We start from the raw sequence: 23,010 nt of genomic DNA on the forward strand, positions 1-23,010 counted from the left end.
GAGCGCCTGCCTTACAAGCAGGATGTCGGCAGTTCGATCCTGTCATCGTCCACCAAAGCAAACGGTTATCTTCGGATAGCCGTTTTTTAGTATCTAAATTAACTCATATTTTTAGTATCTAAATTACTCATAGTTGAATTTAATAGTTTCTTTGTATTGAATTTCATTAAATCTTATACTTTAAAAAGATACTCGCTGATAAACAAAAAGAGTACAACTCATTATGGTTGTACTCTTTTTGTATAGCGTATTTAGTTATAGTGTATTTTGATATTATCGCGGTGCATACATGATGATATATACGCCTACAAGGCACACGATACCACCGATGATATCATACATGTCTGGCCGTAAGCCGTCCACAAGCCAGCCCCAGAGAATAGAGAGGGCAATGAATACGCCGCCGTATGCTGCGTATACTTTCCCAAAGCTAGCTTCTGGCTGGAAGGTAGGAATGATGCCATATAAGAATAAAATAAAAGCACCTGCGATTAGGTAGATAGGTCCTTTGTCGTCACGCATATAGAGCCATACGAGATAGCCGCCACCGATTTCCGCAAGTCCTGCTAGTATAAAGAATAGAATAGATAAGAGCATAGTAACCTCACTGCATTCTTACTGTATTAATTGAAATCTATTCTCTATTGTACAACTTAGGACAAAAGAGGGCAATTGTTTTATATAGTTAGGTCATTTGTTGTTTATAGTAAAACCCCGTATACCAAAAGGTATACGGGGTTCTATTAGTTATTATAAACGTGGTGGTGATTCGCTGTGCACATAATCCATGAAAGTATGCATGGTTTCTGTTTTAGAATTATTCTTCTTAAATGCGAAGCAGACTTGTAGTTTGAATGGTTTTTCTAAAGGTACAAAGCCATCGTTGATGTTTAAAGATGTTAAAATTTGGCGTGCTACGATGCAACCAGATTTATTCTTTTGACAGTAGTCGATCATTGTATATGGGTTAGATAGACGGCTACCGCGGATGTGTAGGTTTTGTTGACCGTTGCCGACATAGTTTTTCAATGTGCGATACATAAAGTATTTAGGCGGATACATGAGCAATGGTTGTTGCTGGATAGCTTTCAAACTAGCCGTTTCCATACCTTCTACTAAGTTTGGCGCATAGTATACAAATTCATCCTCTCTAAGAGCTGTAGATTCGTATGCGGACATATCCTTATTATTTGGCAAATAAAGCAATGCAATGTCGATGCGGTTTTCACGCAAGTCGAGCATCAATTCTTCTTCTTCCATGTCGTAAATGCTAACAGAGAATTCAGGATGGTTTTGGAAGAAGTGGGATACGTAACCGTTTAGACGGATATCCCCAAGACTACGTAATACGCCAATGTTTAGAATTGGACGTTCAACCTTGCTAGCCAAACGAATGGATTGGATAGCTCGTTCCAACGTGTCGAGAACTTGTTCTGCTTCTGGTAGGAATAACTCACCTTCTGGTGTTAAACGGCTACCTCTTGTGGAACGGGAGATTAATTTCACACCAACTAAACGCTCTAATTTTTTCATTTGAGCGCTGAAAGCTGATTGTGTAATATTCATAGATTGTGCAGCTAATGTAAAGCTTCCTGTTTTATTATAGGTAATAAAACTTTGTAGCTCTTGCATTGTAGGTAACTCTTTCATGTTATTCCCCCAACTTAGACATAAGACTCCAATGATACCTATTACCTTACTTATTCATATTGTAGCATACTATAATTGATTTTTCATCTAAATCTATAAAATATGATGAAACATGCACAATCGATATAGTGCGTAGTATTATCGTAAAAAAGTGTAATCAAAAATTGTGATTATGCACTTATTTCAACAACTTTAACCATTATCAATAATTGACATAAGTAGATGAAAATGATATTATACTTGGGTACCATTATGTGTAGGTACAAGTTTATTTTAATCTTATGAGGTGATAATCACATGGCAACGAGAAGAGAGGCTCGATTCAAACTTTGTCGTCGCTTTGGTGTGAACGTATTCGGTCACGCAAAAGCCTTGAATCGCGTCAAAAAAGACCAACGTCAGAAGAAAATGTCTGAGTATGGCACACAATTATTAGAAAAACAAAAAGTTAAAGCTTACTACAACTTGCTAGAACGCCAGTTCGTACGCTATTATGATAAAGCGAAAAAAATGCAAGGTGTTACAGGTCAAAACATGTTGATCCTTTTGGAACAACGTCTTGACAACCTTGTATATCGCATCGGTTTCGGTAATTCCATTCGTCAAGCTCGTCAAATGGTAAACCATGGCCACATCTTGGTAAACGGTCGTCGCGTAGACATTCCTTCCTTCTCCTGCAAACCAGGCGATGTAATCGAATTACGCGAAGCATCTCGTGACAACGAAATGTTCAAAACTAATTTCCAAGAACTTCGTTCTTTCGAACTTCCTTACATTGAAAAAGACTTGGAAGGCTTCAAAGCTACATTCACTCGTCTTCCTCAACGTGAAGAACTTCCTATCGAAGTTAATGAAACACTTATCGTCGAATTGTACTCCAAATAATTTGGCGCTATTGCCCGCAGTGCTATGCACTGCGGGTTTTTGTATGTTTGTTGTGTGTATTATTTTTAAAAGGGCTTAATAAATAGGCAGTAGAGAAGGCTAGAGACGATGATGTTATAGGAGATACTAATGGATTTTATACGTGTTGAGTTAGAAGAAAAATATTTTACAGATGTTGAGCCTCGGGAAGAGTGTATTGTTTTTAGTGTATATATTAAAAGTGGCGACTTTTCCGGTCGAGGCACATTTGTTTATACTGTCAATGAATTTAGAGAATTAGTCAGTCAACTCAAATTAATATATATTACATTAGATGGAGACGTTCGTATTGCTTATGATGATTCGGATGATTATGTCCATATTATATGTAAATCATATGGACATATAACAGTAGAAGCTCAATTGGGAGGCAGTTGGCGTGATAATTGGGTTAAACTTCTTCTTAATACTGATCAGACCGTATTGAATGAGGTAATACAGCAATGTAATTCTATACTAAAAAAATAATTTGATGACAGCATATAACTGCTAAATTTTAATTGACACAACCCCATAAAATCTGTATACTATTTTGAGTAAGCTTTAGTCGTGTTTCCATTAGCCCCGGAAGCGAGGACTAGCTGATTTTGGTAGAATTATGACGTTATTAGGAGGATAAGCAGCATGAAAACTACATATATGGCCAATCCGAACACAATCGAACGGAAATGGTATGTTGTTGACGCTGAAGGTAAAACTTTAGGACGCCTTGCTGCCGAAGTTGCAAAAGTTCTTCGGGGCAAAAATAAACCAACTTTCACACCACACGTAGACACTGGTGACCATGTGATCGTTGTAAACGCAGAAAAAATTCGCGTAACTGGTAAAAAATTGGAACAAAAGGAATACTTCCGTCACTCTGGTTACCCAGGTGGTTCCCGTTTCACTAAATTGGGTATGATGCTTGAAAAACAACCTGAACGTGTTGTTGAGATGGCAGTTCGTGGTATGCTTCCAAAAAATAAATTGGGTGCACAACAATACCGTAAATTAAATGTATACGCTGGTCCTGAGCATCCACATGCAGCTCAAAAACCAGAAGTGTTAGAAATTTCCGTACGATAATCTAGAGGGAGGAATATATAATGGCAGTAGCACAATATTACGGCACTGGTCGTAGAAAATCTTCCGTTGCTAGAGTTCGTCTGGTACCGGGCACAGGTAAAATCACTGTTAACAAACGTGAACTTAATGATTATTTCGGTCGCCAAACTTTGGAATTGATCGTAAAACAACCTTTGAACTTGACTAACACAGTTGAACAATACGATGTTATCGCAACTGTAGCTGGTGGCGGTCCTTCCGGTCAAGCTGGTGCAATTCGTCACGGTATCTCCCGTGCGTTATTGGACGTAGATGGCGAACTTCGTCAATCTTTGAAAAAAGCTGGCTTCTTGACTCGTGACCCACGTATGAAAGAACGTAAAAAATACGGTCTTAAAAAAGCCCGCAAAGCAAGCCAATTCTCCAAACGTTAATATTTGGAATACAGGTTATTACACCTGCAGACATTGTCTGCAGGTGTTTTTTGCGTTTTACTTGTGGTATAGTTAGTATATATTTTGTTTATTAAGGGGAGTATTATGGGAAGTAAAATCACATATAAAAAGGATTACGTTACAAGAATTAATTTAAAGACCGATACAAATCAAAGGGAGAAATTAATTGATTTCTGCTTACATGATAAAAATCAATTTCTAGCTATAGGTTGGAGTTGTGTTGATTTTGAAAGTGATGATTACTCTGCGTTTTATGGTGCAGTAGTAACGTATGTACATGGGCAGAAGCGTCGGTTAAATTCTGCTTTAAATATATTTAAGGATGCGTGTGTGAATGATTTATTTTGGACACGCGATTTGAATGGTGTTTATTGGATTTGTAGAGTAACAGAACCTGCAAAAGCTTATTTAAATAAAGATTTAGATATTGGTGCCATTTTACCTGTTAAAGCCTATGCATTTGGTTTGGAAGTACCAGGGCTAATAAAAGCGTCTTTCAATCGATCTAGAGGTGGTATTGTTGAGCGATTAAAGGATTCAACCATTATTGAGTACTCAAAATATGTATTTAATAAATTATCAAAAAAAGATTATTATGAGGATAATTTAAATATAGAAAATAATATGATTGATAATTTGCCTGCTTTTGAATTAGAGGAATTAGTAATTTCTTATATTCAAATTGTTGAAGGGTACTATCTTCTTTCTAACTCTATTGCTAATAAATCAACGACTGTAAAAATTGAATGTCAATTTATTTCTCGTGATATTAACAATTTAAAAAAAGCCGTTGTTCAAGTTAAAGCAAAACAAGCGACAGCATTAGATGCTCTTAGTTTTAAAGCATATGAAGATAAAGGCTATTATATTTACTTATATGCTCCTACAATTAATAATATGGAAAAAATGAAAAATGTTATAAAAATTACATCTAAAGAGTTACAATATTTTTACGATAAATACAAAGCTATTTTGCCAGAATCTATTACTCAATTCGAAAATTTATTTAATATTGGGTTTAGTGAAAAGCAGTAATTTTACATTTACATCCATATTTAATTCTCCTATAATAGATATATAATAATCGAATTTTTTCGAAAATAGATTTTTATATAGGAGAAATCATATGATTTATAATACAATTCAATACGTAGTGGACAACGGTATTGGTACGTTGACCTTTAATCGTCCAACCGTAGCCAATGGTTTTAATATCGAGATGTGCAAGGAGATCCTTGAGGTCTTAGATAAAGCGCATAATGATGAAAGCGTTCGAGCGTTGCTCATCAATGCAGAGGGAAAGGTATTCTCTGCTGGTGGTGATTTAACAGAAATGGAGCGCGCTGTAAACGAAGGGGATACAGAGTCTTTATTTGAAATCGTTGAACTGGTAGCTCAGATTTCTATGGCTATGAAACGTTTACCTAAACCTGTTATCATGAGCCTTCAAGGGGCTGCAGCAGGTGCGGCGTTTAATATGGCTTTGGCGGCGGACTTTGTTGTGGCTGCTAACAACGTACGCTTTATTCAAGCCTTCGTAAATGTAGGTCTTGCTCCTGATGCGGGCGGTTTGTTCTTGTTGACTCGCTCTATTGGTATGAACCGTGCTATGCATATTGTCATGACCGGTGAAGCCGTATCTGCTGAAAAAGGTAAGGAATTGGGCTTTGTGTATAAGGTTTGTGAATTAGAGGATCTAGAGACTGCTACAAGACGTCTTGTTGAGAAGTTGGCAAAAGGACCTGCACAATCTTATCGCGTTATGAAGGAAATGATGTGGAATAGCTTCTTAGCTGGCTGGGAAGAGTACAAGAAGTTTGAAGTAGAAAACCAATGTGCATTAGGTCTTTCAGAGGACTTCAAAGAAGGTGTACGTGCTTTTACCGAACGTCGCCGCCCTAAATTTGGTCAAAATTAATATGGATTTATGAATATATGGAATGGATTTTCATGTAATTCATAAGAAGATACGAATATAATTAGAACCGATGTGGCTCCAACTATTGAGTTACATCGGTTTTTGCTTTCATTACACCGAAAAAGTGTATATAATAGAACTATTATAATAGTTTTAGGAGGTCATTATTACATGGCTCAAGATACAATTAAATGTTATGACAGTCCTAGCGATGTTGTTCAAGCATTGGCTGAGGATTTTATTGCTTTCACCAACGAGGAAATCAATCGCACTGAAACGTGCATTGTTGGTATTACGGGAGGGACTGTTATTAATGGTTTATTAGAATTGCTTAATTCCCCAGAATATATAGAGCGCCTCAATTGGGAACGCATATTCTTTGTGTGGACTGATGAGCGATTCTTGACGCAATCTCATGAGGATAATTACTTTAATCGCGTGAAACCTTACTTGTTGTGCAAGGCGAAAGGGGCGGCTCATTTCTTGCCAATCAATACAGATTCTAAAACTGTAATAGAAGCAGCTGCCGAATACGAGAAAGAGGTTAAGACTGTTCTCAAGGCCTGTAAAAAAAGTGGCTTAGATTTGGCATTGCTCGATCTTGGTGAAGATGGTCATACAGCTGGCCTATTTGCAGGCTCTCATGCATTGCGTGTCACAGATCAAGATGTGGTAGCCGTTGAGGATGGAAAGGTATGGGAACGTATTTCTATGACCTTTTCATTCCTAGCAAAATCTGATGCGGTTTGGTTTACCGTAACTGGTGAAAGTAAGCGAACTGCTTTGACAAAGGTATTGTATCAACGCGAAGATTACGAGGATTTACCTTGGGAAAAACGCATTGGTCGTGTATTGCCTGGAGCGGTGCTTTCACAAGAAGCTATGACCTGGTATGTGGACAAGGCAGCCTATGATGATGTACACTAAAGAGTATAAGTAGTAGTATTAATAAAGGAGATACATATGGGGTCTATAGGAACACCTGAATTAATAGTTATATTAGTGATTGCTCTAGTTATCTTCGGTCCTGGTAAATTACCTGAAGTCGGTAAAGCTATTGGTAAAGGCATTAATGAGTTTAAAGATGCTATTTCCGGTCCTAAAAAAACTGTTGATGAAACGAAAGAAGCCGTTAAAAAAGCGACTACTATCGACGTAACAGCAGGGGCTAAGAACGACGACAAACATAAAGAAGCTAACGATTAATAGGAGGTAACACTATGTGCAAAGATTGTGGTTGTGGCGAAGATAATGGCGTTGTAACAAAGGTATTTAATGTACCGGGTATGATGTGCAACAACTGTAAAGAAGCGGTGGAAGGGGCATCTCTTGCGCTACCAGGCGTATTGAGTTCAGAAGTAAATTTGGACGATAAAACGGTTACGATTTCTTTTGATCCTACTAAATCCGCTGTAGACGTTATTTCGATGGCTATTGAAAAGACCGGCTTTGAAGTAACAGGTGTTGCAGATGGTGTAGAAAAACATAGTCATGGTTTAATGGGAACATTGAAACGTTTCTTCAAATAATCGAACCTTTGGAGCTGTATTGAAACATTGTTTCGATGCAGCCCTTTTTGTTTAACGAGGTAATATGATGATACGCAAGTTTGATGCTAAAAATTTCAAGTGGGATGGCGTCGACACCTTGGTATATAAGCACGATGGTAGTCCTTTTAAAGATGTAACACGTCAAGTGTTATACGATGGGGCTTATGATATTCCGTGTCAATTCCGCTATTTTGAATGTTTGCCTGGGGGCTATTCGACCTTAGAATATCACGAACATACTCATATGGTTATGATTTTCCGTGGTAAGGGGCAATTGTTGTTAGGCGATGAGGTTCATGATGTCGCGTCTGGTGATTTCATTGAAATTCCTGGCAAGACAATCCATCAGTTCCGAGCTAATAAAAGCGACTATATTGGATTTCTTTGCTTGGTAAACCAAGAGCGGGATAAAGTTAAATTGTTATCCTCTGAAGAAATGGATGGGTTAAGAGCAAATCCTAAGATCAAGGAATTTTTGGAAAGCTGTTAAGACTGATGGAGGTTCTATGAATACTTTTACGCGAGCTGCCCTTACTGTTTTAGTGGGCATTGTAATCTGGTTCTCGCCTCATACAGAGGCAATCAAGCCTGAAGGGTGGCATTTATTAGCAATCTTTACAGCCACTATTGTAGGGTTTATTTTACGACCTTGGCCAACGGGCATTATGGCGCTCTTTGGCATTGTCGCGGCAGTAGTAACAAAGTCCATTACGATGGTACAAGCACTAGGTGGTTATGCAGAGGCTAATGTGTGGCTTATCGTAGCGGCCGTATTCTTTTCACGAGGCATTATTAATTCTGGCCTTGGTAAGCGCATTGCGTATACCTTGATTCGCTCCTTTGGGACTAGCTCATTAAAGCTTGCCTATGCTTTGGCTTGTACGGACTTGATTATTTCTCCAGCCACCCCATCTAATACGGCTCGTGGCGGTGGTATCGTATTCCCAATCGTACAAAATATTTCCTTAGCATTTGACTCTGAACCATATGGCAATACGGCTCGCCGCATTGGGGCGTACTTGATGACGACGGCACATACTATTAACACTATTACAGTAACGATCTTTTTGACCGCATGTAGTGGTAACCTACTTATTACGTCCTTAGGTGCGAAATTATTCGGCTATGATATTTCTTGGTGGGAATGGTTCCAAGCAGGTGTCATCCCTGGTGTGATTTGTATGATTTTGATGCCTTGGTTCATCTATAAGATCTATCCTCCTGAGATTAAGGAAACTCCAGAAGCGGCTGTGATGGCTCAAAAAGAGTTGAATGCTCTTGGGCCGATTACAAAGGCTGAAATTTCCGTAGCTATAATCTTTGTACTTTGTATTTTGCTTTGGGCTACAGCCATTTGGACTAAGCTTCATCCTACAGTAGTGGCTATGATGGGCGTTCTAGCTTGCGTTGTAACAGGTTCTCTTACCTGGGATGATATTTTAGGGGAACGCACTGGTTGGGACATCCTCATTTGGATGGGGACACTCGTTGGTATGGCAGGCCTACTTGGTAAACTAGGTGTAGTAGCTGTCTTTGCCGACTTTGTAAGCCAGCATTTAGCCGGCTTTGATTGGTTCTGGGCATCCTTTATCATTTCCGCTACCTTTGTATATTCTCAGTACTTCTTTGCCAGCGGTACGGCGCGTATTACGGCGTTGTTCTCCGCTTTTGCAGCGATTCTCGTTGCCATGGGAGCACCAGTTCCGTTTACTATCTTGCTCTTTGGCTTGATGAATAGCCCTGGTTGTACATTGACTCATTATAGCTCTGGTGTAACGCCAATCTTCTTTGGTGCTGGCTATGTGCCACAAGGTACGTGGTGGAGAGTAGGGCTCGCCATTTCTGTGGTAAGCTTCCTCATTCACTTCTGGGGCGGTACCCTCGGTATGTGGATTTTTGGTATCTTATAATATTTTCAATCCCTCACTACGGTGAGGGATTTTTCTTGTTATATCTACATTTTTTATACCTTACTAGGTTTGCTATAGTTTTTGGGTATGGTGAACTTCATAAAAAAACTATGATGAATCTATAGAATTTATAGCGAATTATCTTGCGCGGGATAATGTAACGTGTTATTATTATTCCGTGATTACTATTACAGAATTTTTTAGGAGGAAACATGTTAGGTTTAGTCATTAGCTTATTGATTATTGCGCTAGTCGTGATTATTAATGACATTCGAATTATGAACAACAACTTAACACGTTTTTGTCTTAGAAGTTCCGCGAATGGTTTAATATACAATCAATAAGATTTGGCTATATAGTTTGTTTCTTGTGTGTATATTTTCCAAGGGGTACATAGGCTTATTTATGTATATATAGGAATTCTGTAAACAAAAGGAATATCATTTGTAAACTTTTAAGACGATTCATTGGAATCGTCTTTTTTTATGCGTTGTGAAAGCTGTCCAAGTGGATGCTTTCAAAAGTGAGGAGATTAACATGAGTTGTAGAAGTGACAATTTAAAAACAGGCGTAGCACGTGCACCACACAGATCTTTGCTAAAAGCTCTGGGTTTTGTTGACGAAGAAATGGGCAGACCAGTCATTGGTATTGCGAACTCTTTCAACGAAATTATCCCTGGTCACGTAGGCCTGAAAAATATTGTACAAGCCGTAAAAGACGGCATCCGCAACGCAGGTGGTGTGCCAATCGAATTCAATACCATCGGTATTTGTGACGGCTTGGCAATGAATCACATCGGCATGAAATACTCCTTAGTTACACGTAATATCATTGCTGACTCCATCGAAGCAACATCTATGGCCACACCATTCGATGCGATGGTATTCATTCCAAACTGCGATAAAGTAGTACCAGGTATGTTGATTGCTGCGGCTCGCCTTAATATTCCATCTGTATTCGTATCTGGCGGGGCCATGCTCGCTGGTGTACATAAAGGTAAAAAAATTGGTTTGTCCGACGTATTCGAAGCGGTAGGTAAACACCAAACTGGCGAAATGGGCGACGAAGAATTGGCAAGCATTGAAAATAATGCCTGTCCTACATGTGGCTCTTGCTCTGGTATGTACACAGCAAACACAATGAACTGCTTAACAGAGGCTCTCGGTATGGGCCTTCCTGGTAATGGTACTATCCCTGCTGTATACTCTGAACGTTTACGTCTTGCTAAATTAGCAGGTATGCAAGCGGTAGAAGTATTAAAAGCAAACCTTCGTCCAAAAGATATCATGACTCGCAAAGCCTTTGAAAATGCGGTGGCTCTCGATATGGCTTTAGGTGGCTCCTCTAATACGGCGCTTCACTTGCCGGCCATTGCTCACGAAGCAGGTGTTCCTTTATCCCTAGACGATTTCGATCGCATTGCGCAAATTACACCTCAGTTATCTAAATTGTCTCCATCTGGCGTGTACTTTATCGAAGACTTGTACGCTGCGGGCGGTGTGTCTGCGGTGTTGAAACGCTTAGCAGAAAATGGTCGTCTCCATACAGATTGCCAAACAGTAGCTCTTAAAACACAAGGTGAAATTGCTGAGGCAGCATTCGTAGCAGACGAAGATGTTATTCACCCTTGGGATAACCCAGTCCATGAAACTGGGGGCATCGCTGTTCTTAAAGGTAATCTTGCTGAAGATGGTTCCGTTGTAAAAGCCGGTGCCGTAGATGCAGATATGCTCGTTCACTCTGGTCCAGCTAAAGTATTCAACAGCGAAGAAGAAGCCGTTGAAGCTATCACCGGCGGTAAAATCGTAAAAGGTGACGTTGTCGTTATCCGCTACGAAGGTCCTAAAGGCGGTCCTGGTATGCGCGAAATGTTGACACCAACATCCATGATCGCCGGTATGGGTCTAGATAAAGATGTAGCTTTGTTGACAGATGGTCGTTTTTCCGGTGCGACTCGTGGCGCATCTATCGGCCACGTATCTCCAGAAGCGGCTGCTGGTGGTACAATCGCCGTTGTTGAAGATGGCGATATCATCAATATCGACATTCCAAACGGTAAATTGGAATTGGCTGTATCTGATGGCGAAATTGCTCGTCGTAAAGCGGCATTAAAACCGTTCAAATCCAATGTAACTGGATACCTTAAAAAATACGCTCTTCACGTATCCTCTGCAGCACAAGGTGCTATCGAAGTATTTGAAGACTAATACTAGACTTTCATTTAATACTAACTAGAGGAGATAGTGTACATGCACAAATTATATGATTTTATGGAGGCTCGTGAGCGATTAAGTACAATCACTGTGAAAACGAAATTGCTTCATAGTGATGTGTTCTCCGACGAGTGTGGCAATGATGTGTATATCAAGCCAGAAAACTTGCAAATAACAGGCTCCTTTAAGGTCCGTGGAGCTTATAATAAGATTGCAAAATTGACGGAAGAGGAAAAGGCACGCGGTGTTATCGCCGCTTCTGCAGGCAACCACGCACAAGGCGTGGCCCTTGCCGCAAAACGTCTTGGTATTAAAGCCACTATCGTTATGCCAAAACATACACCTCTTATCAAGGTTAATGCTACAAAACAATACGGCGCAGAGGTCGTATTACATGGTGAGATTTATGATGAAGCTTGTCAAAAAGCGATGGAACTCCAACAAGAACATGGTTATGTATTCGTCCATCCTTTTGATGATGAAGATGTAATTGAAGGGCAAGGGACAATTGCCCTCGAGGTTCTCGATGAACTTCCTGATGCGGATGTATTGCTTGTTCCTGTTGGGGGCGGTGGTATCGTATCTGGTATTGCGGCAGCGGCAAAGTTAAAAAATCCGCGCGTTAAAATTATCGGTGTAGAGCCTGAAGGTGCAGCAAGTGCAATCGCTGCATTAAAGGCTGATCACCCAGTACCACTCGATGAAGTGGCGACGATTGCTGATGGTACGGCAGTACGCCAAATTGGTGAAACTACATTAGAATATATCAAACAATACGTAGATGATATTATTACCGTTTCTGACTATGAATTGATGGAAGCATTCCTGTTGCTTGTTGAAAAACATAAATTAGTAGCAGAAAATTCAGGTATTTTACCCTTGGCAGGTCTTAGAAAATTGAACTGTACAGGTAAAAAGGTGGTAGCCATCGTCAGCGGTGGAAATATCGACGTACTTACCATTTCCTCGATGATCAATAAAGGTCTTGTAGTACGTGGTCGTATCTTTACCTTCTCCGTTAACCTACCTGATAAACCAGGTCAATTGGTGGCGGTATCTCAAATGCTGGCGGATGCAGATGCAAATGTTATTAAACTGGATCACAATCAGTTTAAAAACCTTGACCGCTTCCACGAAGTGGAGTTGCAAGTAACTGTTGAAACCAACGGTGAAGAGCATATCCAAAGCATTATTGATACTTTCAAACATAATGGCTACATTATTAAACGTCTAAATTCCAGCGAAAATCTATCTGAATAGCTGGTTGAAAGGGTTCCTATGAGCGCAGAAACAATCAATGGGGCACGTATTGTCCTTGAAACATTGCATCGCTTAGGCGTAACCGATATGTTCGGTTACCCAGGTGGCGCGGTAATTCCAATTTATGATGAAATTTATAGCTTCCCTGATATTAAACATTATTTCGTTCGTCATGAACAAGGTGCAGCACATGCAGCAGACGGTTATGCTCGCGTATCCGGTCGTGTCGGCGTATGTCTTGCTACATCTGGTCCAGGTGCTACGAACCTTGTGACAGGTATTATGACTGCGTACATGGATTCCGTACCAATGGTAGCCATTACTGGTCAGGTTGGTCGTCCTTTCATCGGTAAGGACTCCTTCCAAGAGGCGGATATCCAAGGTATTACGATGCCTATTACAAAGCATAACTATCTTGTACAAGATATCCACGACTTGCCTCGCGTCATTAAAGAGGCGTACTTTATTGCTGGTACAGGTCGCCCAGGCCCTGTGCTCATCGATATTCCAAAGGATATTCAAACAGAAAAAATATCTATGGCGGAATACAATAAATTGTACGAAGTACCTATTCATTTAGAAGGGTATGATCCAACCTATAAAGGGCACTTGGGACAAATTAAAAAAGCGGCTACTCTCATTAAAAACGCTAAACGTCCGCTTATTATTGCTGGTGCCGGCGTATTGAAATCTGGTGCTATGGATGAGCTTAAGGAATTAGCTGAAAAGGCTCAAATTCCGGTAACAAATACATTGGTTGGTCTTGGGGGCTTCCCAGGAGATCATGAATTAGCGCTTGGACTGGTTGGCATGCATGGTTCTGTAGCAGCAAATAATAGTACAGATGAGGCAGACCTCGTTATTGCCGCAGGTATTCGTTTCCATGACCGCATTACAGGTCATCCGGATTTCTTCTGTAAAAAAGCTAAAATCATTCATATCGATATCGATCCAGCTGAGATTGATAAAAACGTTATTATCAACGTACCTATCGTAGGAGATTTGAAGCGCGTATTAACCGAGCTAAATGAACTCCTTGAGCCAGCAACTCATGAAGCTTGGCTTGAACAAATTCGCGAATGGCAAGAGGAATATCCTCTTGTGGTTCCCGAGTCAGAAAATGGTGTATTACACGCTCAGTACGTATTGTCTGAGCTTAATAAAATCGCTAAAGATGACGCTATTATCGTAAGTGATGTAGGTCAACACCAAATGTGGGCTGCTCAATTCTTAACGCATAAAAAACCTCATACTATCGTTACCTCTGGCGGTGCGGGTACGATGGGTTATGGCTTGCCGGCGGCTATCGGTGCTCAAGTAGGGGCACCTAAGAAGCAAGTTATCCTTGTTGTTGGCGATGGGGGCTTCCAAATGACTTGCGAAGAGCTCATGATGGTTCGCCAATACAACTTACCGATCAAGATTGTCATCATCAACAATGGTTACCTTGGCATGGTTCGTCAGTGGCAAGAAATTTTTAATGATCGACGCTATTCCTATGTAGATTTGGAGGTAAGTCCTGACTTCTTGAAATTAGCTGATGCGTTCAACTTGAAAGCAGCTCGTCTAAATACTGTTGAAGCTTTCGACAAAGAGTTCAAATCTTTTATTACATCTGATGAAAGTATTGTTCTAGATTGTCGTGTTGAACGGGAAGACAATGTATTGCCAATGATTCCTGCTGGCGGTACTATTAGCGGCATGATGGGCAAGAAAGGGGTGCTATAATGGCGAGAGAACATCAAGTCTTAATCATTGCAAAAAATACACCAGGTATTGGTACGCGTATTTTGGCACTCTTTAACCGCCGTGGCTTTAACGTTACAAAGATGACCTCGGGCATCACAAATAAGCCTGGCTATGCTCGTATTACTATTACTGTTGAGGCGGATGACCGTATTTTGGACCAAGTTCAAAAGCAAATCTACAAGCTCATCGATGTTGTGAAGGTTAAAGTATTTGAAGATCACGATGTAGTATGCCGTGAGTTGATGCTTATCAAGGTAAAAGCCTCTGCAACTACAAGATCTCAAATTGTACAAATTGCCGACGTATATCGCGGCAATGTGCTCGATATTTCTCCTACATCTATGATTATTGAAGTTATCGGCAGTGTAGAAAAATTACGTGGTTTCATTCAAATTATGGAAACCTATGGTATTCTTGAGATTGCCAAAACGGGTATCACTGCTATGAGCCGTGGAGAAAAAATGTAGGAGCTGATAGCGTGGGGAATGAGTTACTCCATTATGAAAATGTCTGCTTTCGCCGAGACGGCAGACCAATCCTAGATCATGTAAATTGGCATATAGAGGAAGGTGAACATTGGGCTCTGTTAGGGCTCAATGGGGCGGGTAAATCAACGCTACTCAGCATGATACCAGCCTATCAAATTCCTACGACAGGCACTTTGCGCGTATTTGGTCATGAATTTGGTAAATATGCGTGGCCTAAGATTAAATCTAGATTAGGCTTTGTGAGCTCTGCTCTTGGACAATTTCAATCTACCTTAGATAAACAAGTGGTAGAGGATGTTGTCATTTCTGGTGCTTTCAGTAGTATCGGTATATATCAAGAGGTAGAGCCCGAGGTGCGCCAACGAGGAATGCAATTATTAGCTGAGTTCGGTCTCGCTTATTTAGCGGGGCATCGTTTTCATACCTTGTCTGCTGGTGAACAGCGTCGTGTATTGTTAGCGCGGTCTATTATGGCAAATCCAGATTTATTGATATTGGATGAGCCTTGCTCTGGCTTAGACTTACCGGCACGAGAACGATTCTTGCGCACCGTATCCACTTTGGTAACAGAGCAGAAGACACCGATTATCTATGTGTCACATCAAATTGAAGAGATACTACCATTCATTACACATGTAGCCATCTTGCGAGAGGGCAAGATGGTGTATGCGGGGCCAAAGCACATGGTGTTAACAGATGAAAACTTATCTGATGTATTTGGAATTCCCCTACAAGTTGTATGGAAGGACGATCGCCCGTGGGTGATCGTTCGGTAGTTATCAAATTTCTTTATCAGTGGCTTAAAACTTGGCTTACTGATACTAAATTAATGTACGCCACATCTTGCAAAAATTTGTTAGATTGTGTACAGTATATATAATCTATATTCTATTGAATATGTTTGGAGGTTGTCTAATATGGCAGGTAAAATTTTAGGTACTACAGTTTATTATGATGCAGATTGTAATTTAAGCAAATTGGAAGGCAAAAAAATTACAGTGTTAGGTTACGGTTCCCAAGGTCATGCTCATGCATTGAACTTGAAAGAAAATGGTATGGACGTAACAATTGGTCTTCGCGGTGGTTCTTCTAGCTGGAAAGCGGCTGAAGAAGCAGGTCTTACAGTAAAAGAAACTGCAGAAGCCGTTAAAGGCGCTGATATCGTTATGGTATTGATTCCAGACGAATTACAAGCAGACGTATATGTACAAGATATTGCTCCAAACTTGAAACAAGGTGCGTACTTGGCGTTCGCTCACGGCTTCAACATTCACTTCGGCAAAATCGTTCCTCGTGAAGACGTAAACGTATTTATGGTAGCTCCTAAAGGCCCTGGTCATTTAGTTCGTCGTACATACCAAGAAGGATCCGGTGTTCCTTGCTTATACGCTGTAGAAAAAGACCCATCTGGCGATACTGAAGAAGTTGCATTAGCATGGGCTTCTGGTGTAGGCGGTGGCCGTTCCGGTATCTTGGAAACTAACTTCAAATCCGAAACTGAAACTGACCTCTTCGGTGAACAAGCTGTATTGTGCGGTGGTGTTACTGAATTGATCAAAACTGGTTTCGAAGTATTAACTGAAGCTGGTTATGAACCTGTAAACGCTTACTTCGAGTGCTTACATGAAATGAAATTGATCGTAGACCTTATCTACGAAGGTGGCTTCCAAAAAATGCGTCACTCCATCTCCAATACTGCTGAATACGGTGACTACCATGCAGGTCCTCGCGTAATCACTGCAGATACTAAAAAAGCGATGGAACAAATCTTGGCGGATATCCAATCCGGCAAATTTGCTGATGAATTCTTGGCAGACTCCAAGAACGGTCAAAAATTCCTTAAAGAACATCGTGAAGCAGCTGCTAAACATCCAATCGAATCCGTTGGCGGCGAACTTCGCAACTTGATGAGCTGGTTGAAATAAGAGCATTACATCGATAATCTCTTACAAAGCAATATACTTACTGAACGCGACCCCTTAGGGGGTCGCTTTTGTGTTATTTGGGGACAATAATTAAGCATGTAGAGACTCAATTGGAAAAAATTATATGCTATGGGAAGAAGGAAATATATATAATGTGATTATGGATTTATCCCCACTTTTATAGACAGTTATATCGAAAATGTTTGTATAGAGTATGATATAATGAAAGTTACAAAATAACGTTTTAAATAGATTATATAGAAAGGCAATTAGTGAATCGTAAAGATTTAATTGATCGATTACAAGAATTATATAAAGATGAAGATAGCCGCATAACTGTAAATCCTCATGCAGGGCAAAAGGTAGCTATCGTCTATCCAAATACATATTTTGTAGGAATGAGTAATCTTGGTCTACACATCATTTATGAGGAAATCAACTTACGTAGTGATAGCGTATGTGAACGGATCTTCTTGCCTGAGAAAAAGGAGTTAGAAGCATACGACAAGACTAAGACTCCGCTTATGAGCGTTGAAACACAAAGGCCTATGCATCAATTTGATGTAGTAGCCTTTGATGTAACTTTTGAAATGGATTATTTCCATATTCCGTTGATGTTGCGTCATGGCCGTGTACCTATCATGGGGAACGACCGCACCGAGTTTGACCCTATCGTTATTGCGGGTGGTCCTTGTGCGACGTTCAACCCAGAGCCTTTTGCCGATTTTATCGATGCTTTCATTATCGGCGAAGGGGAAGGCCTTGTGAGCCATGTCCTAGATATTATTCGAGATGGAAAAATGGAAGGCTTGGATCGTCACGCTATTTTACGTCAATTAGCGGATGTATCGGGCGTATATGTACCATCCTTGTATGTGCCGATTTACAATGAAGATGGTGAATTTAAAGGCTATGATATTGTCGAGGGCGTACCTAAGACGATTAAACGTCACTTTGATATGCTCACCAGCGGTGGTGAAACGGTGGTGGCTACGAACTATACTGAATTTGGCGCTATGTATATCATAGAAGTAGCTCGTGGTTGTGGTCGTCACTGTCGCTTTTGTATGGCTGGGTATTGCTTCCGCGTACCTCGTGTACGTCCTTTGGACATTTTGAAAGAAGGCGTAGAGCGCGCAGAAAAACTAGGTAAAAAGGTAGGCCTAATGGGTGCTGCTATCTCAGACTATCCTGAGGTAGATGAACTCGTTAATTATATTCGCTCTAAAGATATGCATTACTCTTGTGCATCCTTGCGTGCTGACTCGTTAACACAAGCCGTGGTGGATGGACTAGCGGATAGTGGACAAAAGACGATTACCATTGCCCCAGAAACGGGTAGTGAACGGTTGCGTCGCGTCATTAACAAGGGTATCAGTGAAGAGCATTTACAAAATGCAGCCACCTTATCTGCAAAGTCAGGTATTCAGCATATGCGCTTGTATATAATGATTGGGCTGCCAACGGAAACCGATGAAGATATTGAGGCTATTGTAAGTCTTGCGGAGAGAACGCAGGCTCATATGGTTGAGGTAGGCTGTAAAGGTCGTTTGACGCTCAGTATTAATCCGTTTATTCCTAAGCCTTTTACACCATTTCAATGGATGGCCATGGATAATCAAAAAACGGTGGAGAAAAAATTACAATATATAAAAAAAGCGTTGCAAAAGAATCGCCGTATTGAGGTTCTCGTAGAGTCCCCTAAAGAGGCATATATTCAAGGGGTTCTCGCTCGTGGAGATCGTCGTTTAGGTGCTGTTATTGCAGCGTGTGCAGCCAATCGAGGTAGTAAATCTTTTAAGTCTGAAATGAAGGCGGCTGGCTTAGATATGGACGAAATGAACTATCGCGAACGCAGTTTTGATGAATTCTTGCCGTGGAGCCATTTAGATATGGGTATGGACGAGGGCTATCTCGAAATGGAATGGAAACGATCCATCGATGAAGCATATACACCGCCATGCACACAAGGGTGTAAACGATGCGGTGTTTGTAAATAGGAGGAATTGATGAATCAATCGGTAAAGCGTATAGATGTGAAAGGGCCCCATGGAACGTGGTCTTATGAGGTCCCGAGTTGGGCTGATCAATTCCCTATTAGTATGGGAGATACGTATCGTCATGGAGGTGTATCTAGTGCGCCTTATGAGTCATTAAATCTAGCCTTTCATGTAGGCGATGAAGCTCAGAATGTACGAGCAAATCGGGCTATTGTTGCTGACCATTTAGGTGTAGACCCCAATCGTATTTCTTGTGGCAATCAAGTCCATGGTCTGAAGGCTGTTGAGATTACTGAGGACCTCGTTGGTTCCGGTGCTTTTGGGGAAGATACGGCAATCGATGATTGTGATGCAGTATTTACAAATTTACCACATGTACCATTATTTCTGTTTACAGCAGACTGCGTTGGTGTAGGCATTTACGATGCTAAACATCATGCGATTGCTACGGTACATGCAGGCTGGCGTGGTGCTATTGGTCATTTGCCAGTGCTAACCATTGAGGCTATGAAAGCGGCTTATGGAACTGAGTTCAAAGACTGCTATATATATCTTGGACCTAGTATTGGACCAGAGTCCTTTGAAGTAGATGTAGAACTAGGCAAACGTTTTGAATTAGCCTGGAGAGATATGACAGACCGAGATGCATCTGATGTTGTCAATTATCCTGGCGACAAACTAGACAAGGCTTATATCAATTTATGGAACTTTATTGGTGAGGATCTCGTTGTAAATGGCGTTCCTTCAGAGAATATCACGATTGGTGGTACCGATAGTGTAAGTGAAGTAGACTGTTATTCCTATCGTCGAGAGGCAGGTCTAACAGGTCGCATGGTCTTATTTGCGATGTTACAAGACCGATAAAATTCCACTTTCACAGGAATCATAATAAAGTATGATATTTTGAGTATATACATGCTTGGATTTGTGGAGGGAATAAGCCCTAAATCATGTACATTTGACCCTAAATACTATATAATAAAATAGTCTATACAAATATATTTGATGATTATGATATATAGATTGAAGGGGGCATTCACGTGATTGAAGAATCCCTACACGCTATACAGCAGCGCATGGCAGACGCTATGGCGCGCGTTGGTCGCGTAGATACAGCATTGTTAGTGGCGGTTACAAAGAACCACCCTGTGTCGGCTGTGGAAGAGGCTGCGAGTCTCGGTGTTACTCATGTAGGGGAAAATCGAGTACAAGAGGCCAAAGAAAAACAGCTAACTTATAAGGGACCACAATTAACATGGCACTTGATTGGTCATTTACAGGTCAATAAGGTGCGTCAAGCGGTTCCTATGTTTGATTTAATTCATTCTGTAGACAGCCGTAAATTATTAGATGAAATCGAAAAGGTTGCTGCAAAGCACGATAAGATACAAGATGTATTATTGCAAGTCAATGTAGCTCGTGAAGCTTCTAAAACGGGAATGACCGTCGAAGAGTTTCCAGAAATACGAGATTATGCAAGAACATTGCCTCATGTACGCGTGCGGGGCTTGATGTGTATGGCACCATTTTTCGATGATCCACAGGAAGCTCGTCCAATCTTCCGCGTAGCGAACGCCTTGTTTGAGGATATGAAACGCTACTTTGAAGAAGGGCAGATTCAATATTTATCTATGGGGATGACTCACGACTTTGAAGTCGCTTTGGAAGAAGGGGCTAACATCGTTCGTGTAGGCACAGCAATTTTTGGGGAACGTGTATATTATTAAGGTTCGGGTTACCTGATAATCGGAAGCGTTAATTGTATTAGGAGGAAATCCAAATGGCATTGGGAGATTATTTAGACAAAGCAAAAAACTTATTCTTAGGCAAAACTGATGATGACTATGAATATGATGATTACGAATATGAAGATGAAGAGGAATACGAAGCTGAACCTACCCCAGTAGCAACAGCGGCTCCTGTATCCGGCGCATCTGAATTTCATCCACGCAAGGTAGGAGGCCAATCTACGATGACACAACGTCCAACAGCTATGAAAGTAGTTGTAATTGAACCAAAAGTATTTGAAGATTCTGAAAATATTACGCATCAATTGCGCGACATGCGTCCTGTATTAATCAATTTTGAAAACACAGATCCGCATGAAGCAGCTCGTATTGTAGATTTCGTATCTGGTGCGACCTATGCTTTGGATGGCAAATTGGAAAAAGTAGGTAAAGACATTTTCATGTGCGTACCTGTAAATATTTCCATTGATTATAGCGATAATGAAAGCAATACAACTGAGCAAAACGAATATTCTTGGGAAAACAAATAATCTCTCTATAAATGGTGGTGATAACTATGTTAGGTAAAACCCTATGTATAGGCGTTGGCTCAATGGGGGGCGCTCTATTACGCGGTGCATTACAGCATGGTGTGTTGAAAGCCTGTGATACACACATTCTAGTGCGTCGCGAAGAACAATGTAAGGCTCTTGCAGAGGAGCTTGGTGTAGTAGGTTTTACTACATTGCCTAATGTAAACGAGTACAACACTATTCTATTGGCTGTAAAACCACAAGTGTTACCATCTGTGTTAGAGACTTTAAAAGAAGTACCTTATGGGACTGTTATGATTTCCGTTGCCGCAGGCGTCACATTAGATACTCTTGATGCGGCGATTCCACAAGCTAACTGGTTTAGAGCTATGCCAAATACACCGGCTTCTATCGGTGCTGGCATGACGGCACTTGCCGGGGATGATGTGAATACTGACCTAGGTCGTACTGTACAAGCCTTATTTGAGGCTGTAGGTGAGGTAGCAGTGGTGAGCGAAGCCGATTTAGATCGCTTAGGCGCACTATCTGGCGCGGGCCCTGGCTATATGTTCGTTATCCTTGATGCTTTAGCTGATGCAGGCGTTCGTATTGGTTTACCACGTCAGCTGGCCATAAAGGCAGCTGCTCAAACAATGTACGGTGCAGGTAAGATGGCTCTTGAAAGTGGCAATCATCCATCAGTACTACGAGATCAAGTGACCAGCCCTGGGGGCACTACCATTGCCGGTATTGGTGCCATGGAAAAAGGTGGACTTCGCAGTGCTCTCCAAGACGGCGTAGTAGCATGTCTTGCTCGGTCGAATGAATTGGGGAAATAATTTTGGCAGATACTAGTAAATTAATTCGATATTTTGAAGCCAGTGGCAGCGGTGAGGAAGCTCGTCGCATGCTTGATTTGGCTGAGCAGGTCGTTAAAGGTCGCCCCTATCGCGTGGCGGATTTTACGAGCCCTGCAGGTCTTGTCATTGCAGACGCAATCAAGGCTAATTACCCACAGTTAACAGTTAAAACTGACGGTGGCTATGAAGGGGCGGAACGGATTCGTATCGCCTTTGTAGACAGCGATTTTAACGGTACTGTGGATATGGGCATTCGCGCTCTTAAGGTGAATTGGGACCCACGGTTCCGATTGCTTACGCATCGCGATGTATTAGGTTCTTTAATGGGCCTTGGCATTGATCGCTCCAAATTTGGGGATGTTATCGTCCAGCAAGGGGGCGCTCAGATTATGGTGGATGAAAGCGTGGCTGATTTCGTAATTCAAAACTTTACGAAAATTGCTATGGTTTCCGTATCTGTAGAGGCTATTGAGTTATCAGATATTGCACCAAAAGAAGAAAAAATTAAAGAAGTCCGCACTACAGTCGCTTCCTTGCGCTTAGATGCGGTAGCAAGCTCAGGGTTTAGTGTATCTCGCACTAAATTGGTGAGCGCTATCAATGCGGGCTTATTACAAGTAAACTGGCAACCAGCTAAGGGGGCATCCCAAGAAGTTAAAGAAGGGGATGTCATTTCCATGCGTGGTCGTGGCCGAATGAAGGTAGAAGCTATTACAGGTACCTCTCGTAAAGGGCGTATCGGCGTATATCTGAAACGATTTATGTAGGCAGTTGAAAATCGGCTTGACCATCAAGCCGATTTT

At 41.1% G+C, this 23,010-nt stretch carries 25 protein-coding genes; 23 read left to right on the plus strand and 2 right to left on the minus strand.

Annotated features, from left to right (window positions below; genetic code table 11):
- Positions 1-273 precede the first annotated feature (273 nt).
- Positions 274-597: a YnfA family protein gene (locus tag Q0507_RS08455; protein WP_008602538.1), complete on the minus strand. Its 324-nt coding sequence runs from the start codon at positions 595-597 to the stop codon at positions 274-276.
- A 153-nt stretch (positions 598-750) separates the two neighbouring features.
- Positions 751-1,650, minus strand: coding sequence for a LysR family transcriptional regulator (locus Q0507_RS08460; RefSeq protein WP_298715033.1), 900 nt, complete (start codon positions 1,648-1,650; stop codon positions 751-753).
- A 297-nt stretch (positions 1,651-1,947) separates the two neighbouring features.
- Between Q0507_RS08460 and rpsD the strand changes: the two genes are divergently transcribed.
- The 23 genes from rpsD to Q0507_RS08575 all read left to right on the plus strand — a co-directional run bounded on the left by rpsD (position 1,948) and on the right by Q0507_RS08575 (position 22,974).
- On the plus strand, positions 1,948-2,535 hold the full coding sequence (gene rpsD / locus Q0507_RS08465; RefSeq protein ID WP_004695181.1) for a 30S ribosomal protein S4: 588 nt from the start codon (positions 1,948-1,950) through the stop codon (positions 2,533-2,535).
- Positions 2,536-2,664: 129 nt separating this feature from the next.
- On the plus strand, positions 2,665-3,042 hold the full coding sequence (locus tag Q0507_RS08470) for a hypothetical protein (protein ID WP_298715035.1): 378 nt from the start codon (positions 2,665-2,667) through the stop codon (positions 3,040-3,042).
- Positions 3,043-3,198: 156 nt separating this feature from the next.
- Complete coding sequence (rplM, locus tag Q0507_RS08475; protein ID WP_008714963.1) at positions 3,199-3,639, plus strand: 50S ribosomal protein L13; 441 nt, start codon at positions 3,199-3,201, stop codon at positions 3,637-3,639.
- 20 nt (positions 3,640-3,659) lie between these two features.
- Positions 3,660-4,052, plus strand: coding sequence for a 30S ribosomal protein S9 (gene rpsI / locus Q0507_RS08480; protein WP_004695188.1), 393 nt, complete (start codon positions 3,660-3,662; stop codon positions 4,050-4,052).
- A 105-nt stretch (positions 4,053-4,157) separates the two neighbouring features.
- Positions 4,158-5,108, plus strand: coding sequence for a ribonuclease D (locus Q0507_RS08485; RefSeq protein ID WP_298715038.1), 951 nt, complete (start codon positions 4,158-4,160; stop codon positions 5,106-5,108).
- A gap of 91 nt (positions 5,109-5,199) precedes the next feature.
- The gene (locus tag Q0507_RS08490) at positions 5,200-5,991 is read left to right on the plus strand and encodes an enoyl-CoA hydratase (protein ID WP_298715041.1); all 792 of its coding nucleotides are present in this window, start codon (positions 5,200-5,202) and stop codon (positions 5,989-5,991) included.
- A 171-nt stretch (positions 5,992-6,162) separates the two neighbouring features.
- Complete coding sequence (pgl, locus tag Q0507_RS08495; protein ID WP_298715044.1) at positions 6,163-6,918, plus strand: 6-phosphogluconolactonase; 756 nt, start codon at positions 6,163-6,165, stop codon at positions 6,916-6,918.
- Positions 6,919-6,954: 36 nt separating this feature from the next.
- On the plus strand, positions 6,955-7,197 hold the full coding sequence (locus Q0507_RS08500; RefSeq protein ID WP_298715045.1) for a twin-arginine translocase TatA/TatE family subunit: 243 nt from the start codon (positions 6,955-6,957) through the stop codon (positions 7,195-7,197).
- A 14-nt stretch (positions 7,198-7,211) separates the two neighbouring features.
- Positions 7,212-7,520 carry a heavy-metal-associated domain-containing protein gene (locus Q0507_RS08505; protein ID WP_298715047.1) on the plus strand — a complete coding sequence of 103 codons (309 nt, stop codon included), beginning with the start codon at positions 7,212-7,214 and terminating at the stop codon, positions 7,518-7,520.
- Between the two features lie 67 nt (positions 7,521-7,587).
- Positions 7,588-8,031: a cupin domain-containing protein gene (locus Q0507_RS08510; protein ID WP_367268464.1), complete on the plus strand. Its 444-nt coding sequence runs from the start codon at positions 7,588-7,590 to the stop codon at positions 8,029-8,031.
- 16 nt (positions 8,032-8,047) lie between these two features.
- Positions 8,048-9,451, plus strand: coding sequence for a DASS family sodium-coupled anion symporter (locus tag Q0507_RS08515; RefSeq protein ID WP_298715051.1), 1,404 nt, complete (start codon positions 8,048-8,050; stop codon positions 9,449-9,451).
- A gap of 537 nt (positions 9,452-9,988) precedes the next feature.
- Positions 9,989-11,659 (plus strand): dihydroxy-acid dehydratase, encoded by a 1,671-nt coding sequence (gene ilvD / locus Q0507_RS08520; RefSeq protein WP_298715054.1) that lies wholly within the window; start codon positions 9,989-9,991, stop codon positions 11,657-11,659.
- Positions 11,660-11,701: 42 nt separating this feature from the next.
- Positions 11,702-12,925, plus strand: a complete 1,224-nt coding sequence (gene ilvA / locus Q0507_RS08525; protein WP_298715056.1) for a threonine ammonia-lyase — start codon at positions 11,702-11,704, stop codon at positions 12,923-12,925.
- Between the two features lie 18 nt (positions 12,926-12,943).
- On the plus strand, positions 12,944-14,653 hold the full coding sequence (ilvB, locus tag Q0507_RS08530) for a biosynthetic-type acetolactate synthase large subunit (RefSeq protein WP_298715058.1): 1,710 nt from the start codon (positions 12,944-12,946) through the stop codon (positions 14,651-14,653).
- A complete protein-coding gene (gene ilvN / locus Q0507_RS08535) occupies positions 14,653-15,141 on the plus strand; it encodes an acetolactate synthase small subunit (protein WP_298715060.1) in 489 nt (162 codons plus the stop codon). Before ilvB ends, ilvN begins: the two co-directional genes overlap by 1 nt.
- An 11-nt stretch (positions 15,142-15,152) precedes the next feature.
- Positions 15,153-15,938, plus strand: a complete 786-nt coding sequence (locus Q0507_RS08540) for an ABC transporter ATP-binding protein (RefSeq protein ID WP_298715061.1) — start codon at positions 15,153-15,155, stop codon at positions 15,936-15,938.
- A 141-nt stretch (positions 15,939-16,079) separates the two neighbouring features.
- On the plus strand, positions 16,080-17,087 hold the full coding sequence (gene ilvC, locus Q0507_RS08545) for a ketol-acid reductoisomerase (protein WP_298715063.1): 1,008 nt from the start codon (positions 16,080-16,082) through the stop codon (positions 17,085-17,087).
- Between the two features lie 272 nt (positions 17,088-17,359).
- Complete coding sequence (locus Q0507_RS08550) at positions 17,360-19,087, plus strand: TIGR03960 family B12-binding radical SAM protein (RefSeq protein WP_298715065.1); 1,728 nt, start codon at positions 17,360-17,362, stop codon at positions 19,085-19,087.
- A 9-nt stretch (positions 19,088-19,096) separates the two neighbouring features.
- A complete protein-coding gene (locus Q0507_RS08555) occupies positions 19,097-19,951 on the plus strand; it encodes a polyphenol oxidase family protein (RefSeq protein ID WP_298715067.1) in 855 nt (284 codons plus the stop codon).
- A 176-nt stretch (positions 19,952-20,127) separates the two neighbouring features.
- The gene (locus tag Q0507_RS08560) at positions 20,128-20,814 is read left to right on the plus strand and encodes a YggS family pyridoxal phosphate-dependent enzyme (protein WP_298715069.1); all 687 of its coding nucleotides are present in this window, start codon (positions 20,128-20,130) and stop codon (positions 20,812-20,814) included.
- Positions 20,815-20,867: 53 nt separating this feature from the next.
- Complete coding sequence (locus tag Q0507_RS08565; protein WP_298715071.1) at positions 20,868-21,365, plus strand: cell division protein SepF; 498 nt, start codon at positions 20,868-20,870, stop codon at positions 21,363-21,365.
- 26 nt (positions 21,366-21,391) lie between these two features.
- On the plus strand, positions 21,392-22,186 hold the full coding sequence (gene proC / locus Q0507_RS08570; RefSeq protein ID WP_060919677.1) for a pyrroline-5-carboxylate reductase: 795 nt from the start codon (positions 21,392-21,394) through the stop codon (positions 22,184-22,186).
- A 2-nt stretch (positions 22,187-22,188) separates the two neighbouring features.
- Positions 22,189-22,974 carry an RNA-binding protein gene (locus Q0507_RS08575; protein ID WP_004695229.1) on the plus strand — a complete coding sequence of 262 codons (786 nt, stop codon included), beginning with the start codon at positions 22,189-22,191 and terminating at the stop codon, positions 22,972-22,974.
- The last annotated feature ends 36 nt before the right edge of the window (positions 22,975-23,010 follow it).

This window comes from uncultured Veillonella sp., from assembly GCF_938010505.1.
Taxonomy (GTDB): Bacteria; Bacillota; Negativicutes; order Veillonellales; family Veillonellaceae; genus Veillonella.

Coding starts and splice junctions, on each gene's coding strand:
- Q0507_RS08455 (WP_008602538.1), bottom strand. CDS start 597: ATGCTCTTATCTATTCTATTCTTTATACTAGCAGGACTTGCGGAAATC.
- Q0507_RS08460 (WP_298715033.1), bottom strand. CDS start 1,650: ATGAAAGAGTTACCTACAATGCAAGAGCTACAAAGTTTTATTACCTAT.
- rpsD (WP_004695181.1), top strand. CDS start 1,948: ATGGCAACGAGAAGAGAGGCTCGATTCAAACTTTGTCGTCGCTTTGGT.
- Q0507_RS08470 (WP_298715035.1), top strand. CDS start 2,665: ATGGATTTTATACGTGTTGAGTTAGAAGAAAAATATTTTACAGATGTT.
- rplM (WP_008714963.1), top strand. CDS start 3,199: ATGAAAACTACATATATGGCCAATCCGAACACAATCGAACGGAAATGG.
- rpsI (WP_004695188.1), top strand. CDS start 3,660: ATGGCAGTAGCACAATATTACGGCACTGGTCGTAGAAAATCTTCCGTT.
- Q0507_RS08485 (WP_298715038.1), top strand. CDS start 4,158: ATGGGAAGTAAAATCACATATAAAAAGGATTACGTTACAAGAATTAAT.
- Q0507_RS08490 (WP_298715041.1), top strand. CDS start 5,200: ATGATTTATAATACAATTCAATACGTAGTGGACAACGGTATTGGTACG.
- pgl (WP_298715044.1), top strand. CDS start 6,163: ATGGCTCAAGATACAATTAAATGTTATGACAGTCCTAGCGATGTTGTT.
- Q0507_RS08500 (WP_298715045.1), top strand. CDS start 6,955: ATGGGGTCTATAGGAACACCTGAATTAATAGTTATATTAGTGATTGCT.
- Q0507_RS08505 (WP_298715047.1), top strand. CDS start 7,212: ATGTGCAAAGATTGTGGTTGTGGCGAAGATAATGGCGTTGTAACAAAG.
- Q0507_RS08510 (WP_367268464.1), top strand. CDS start 7,588: ATGATACGCAAGTTTGATGCTAAAAATTTCAAGTGGGATGGCGTCGAC.
- Q0507_RS08515 (WP_298715051.1), top strand. CDS start 8,048: ATGAATACTTTTACGCGAGCTGCCCTTACTGTTTTAGTGGGCATTGTA.
- ilvD (WP_298715054.1), top strand. CDS start 9,989: ATGAGTTGTAGAAGTGACAATTTAAAAACAGGCGTAGCACGTGCACCA.
- ilvA (WP_298715056.1), top strand. CDS start 11,702: ATGCACAAATTATATGATTTTATGGAGGCTCGTGAGCGATTAAGTACA.
- ilvB (WP_298715058.1), top strand. CDS start 12,944: ATGAGCGCAGAAACAATCAATGGGGCACGTATTGTCCTTGAAACATTG.
- ilvN (WP_298715060.1), top strand. CDS start 14,653: ATGGCGAGAGAACATCAAGTCTTAATCATTGCAAAAAATACACCAGGT.
- ilvC (WP_298715063.1), top strand. CDS start 16,080: ATGGCAGGTAAAATTTTAGGTACTACAGTTTATTATGATGCAGATTGT.
- Q0507_RS08555 (WP_298715067.1), top strand. CDS start 19,097: ATGAATCAATCGGTAAAGCGTATAGATGTGAAAGGGCCCCATGGAACG.
- Q0507_RS08565 (WP_298715071.1), top strand. CDS start 20,868: ATGGCATTGGGAGATTATTTAGACAAAGCAAAAAACTTATTCTTAGGC.
- proC (WP_060919677.1), top strand. CDS start 21,392: ATGTTAGGTAAAACCCTATGTATAGGCGTTGGCTCAATGGGGGGCGCT.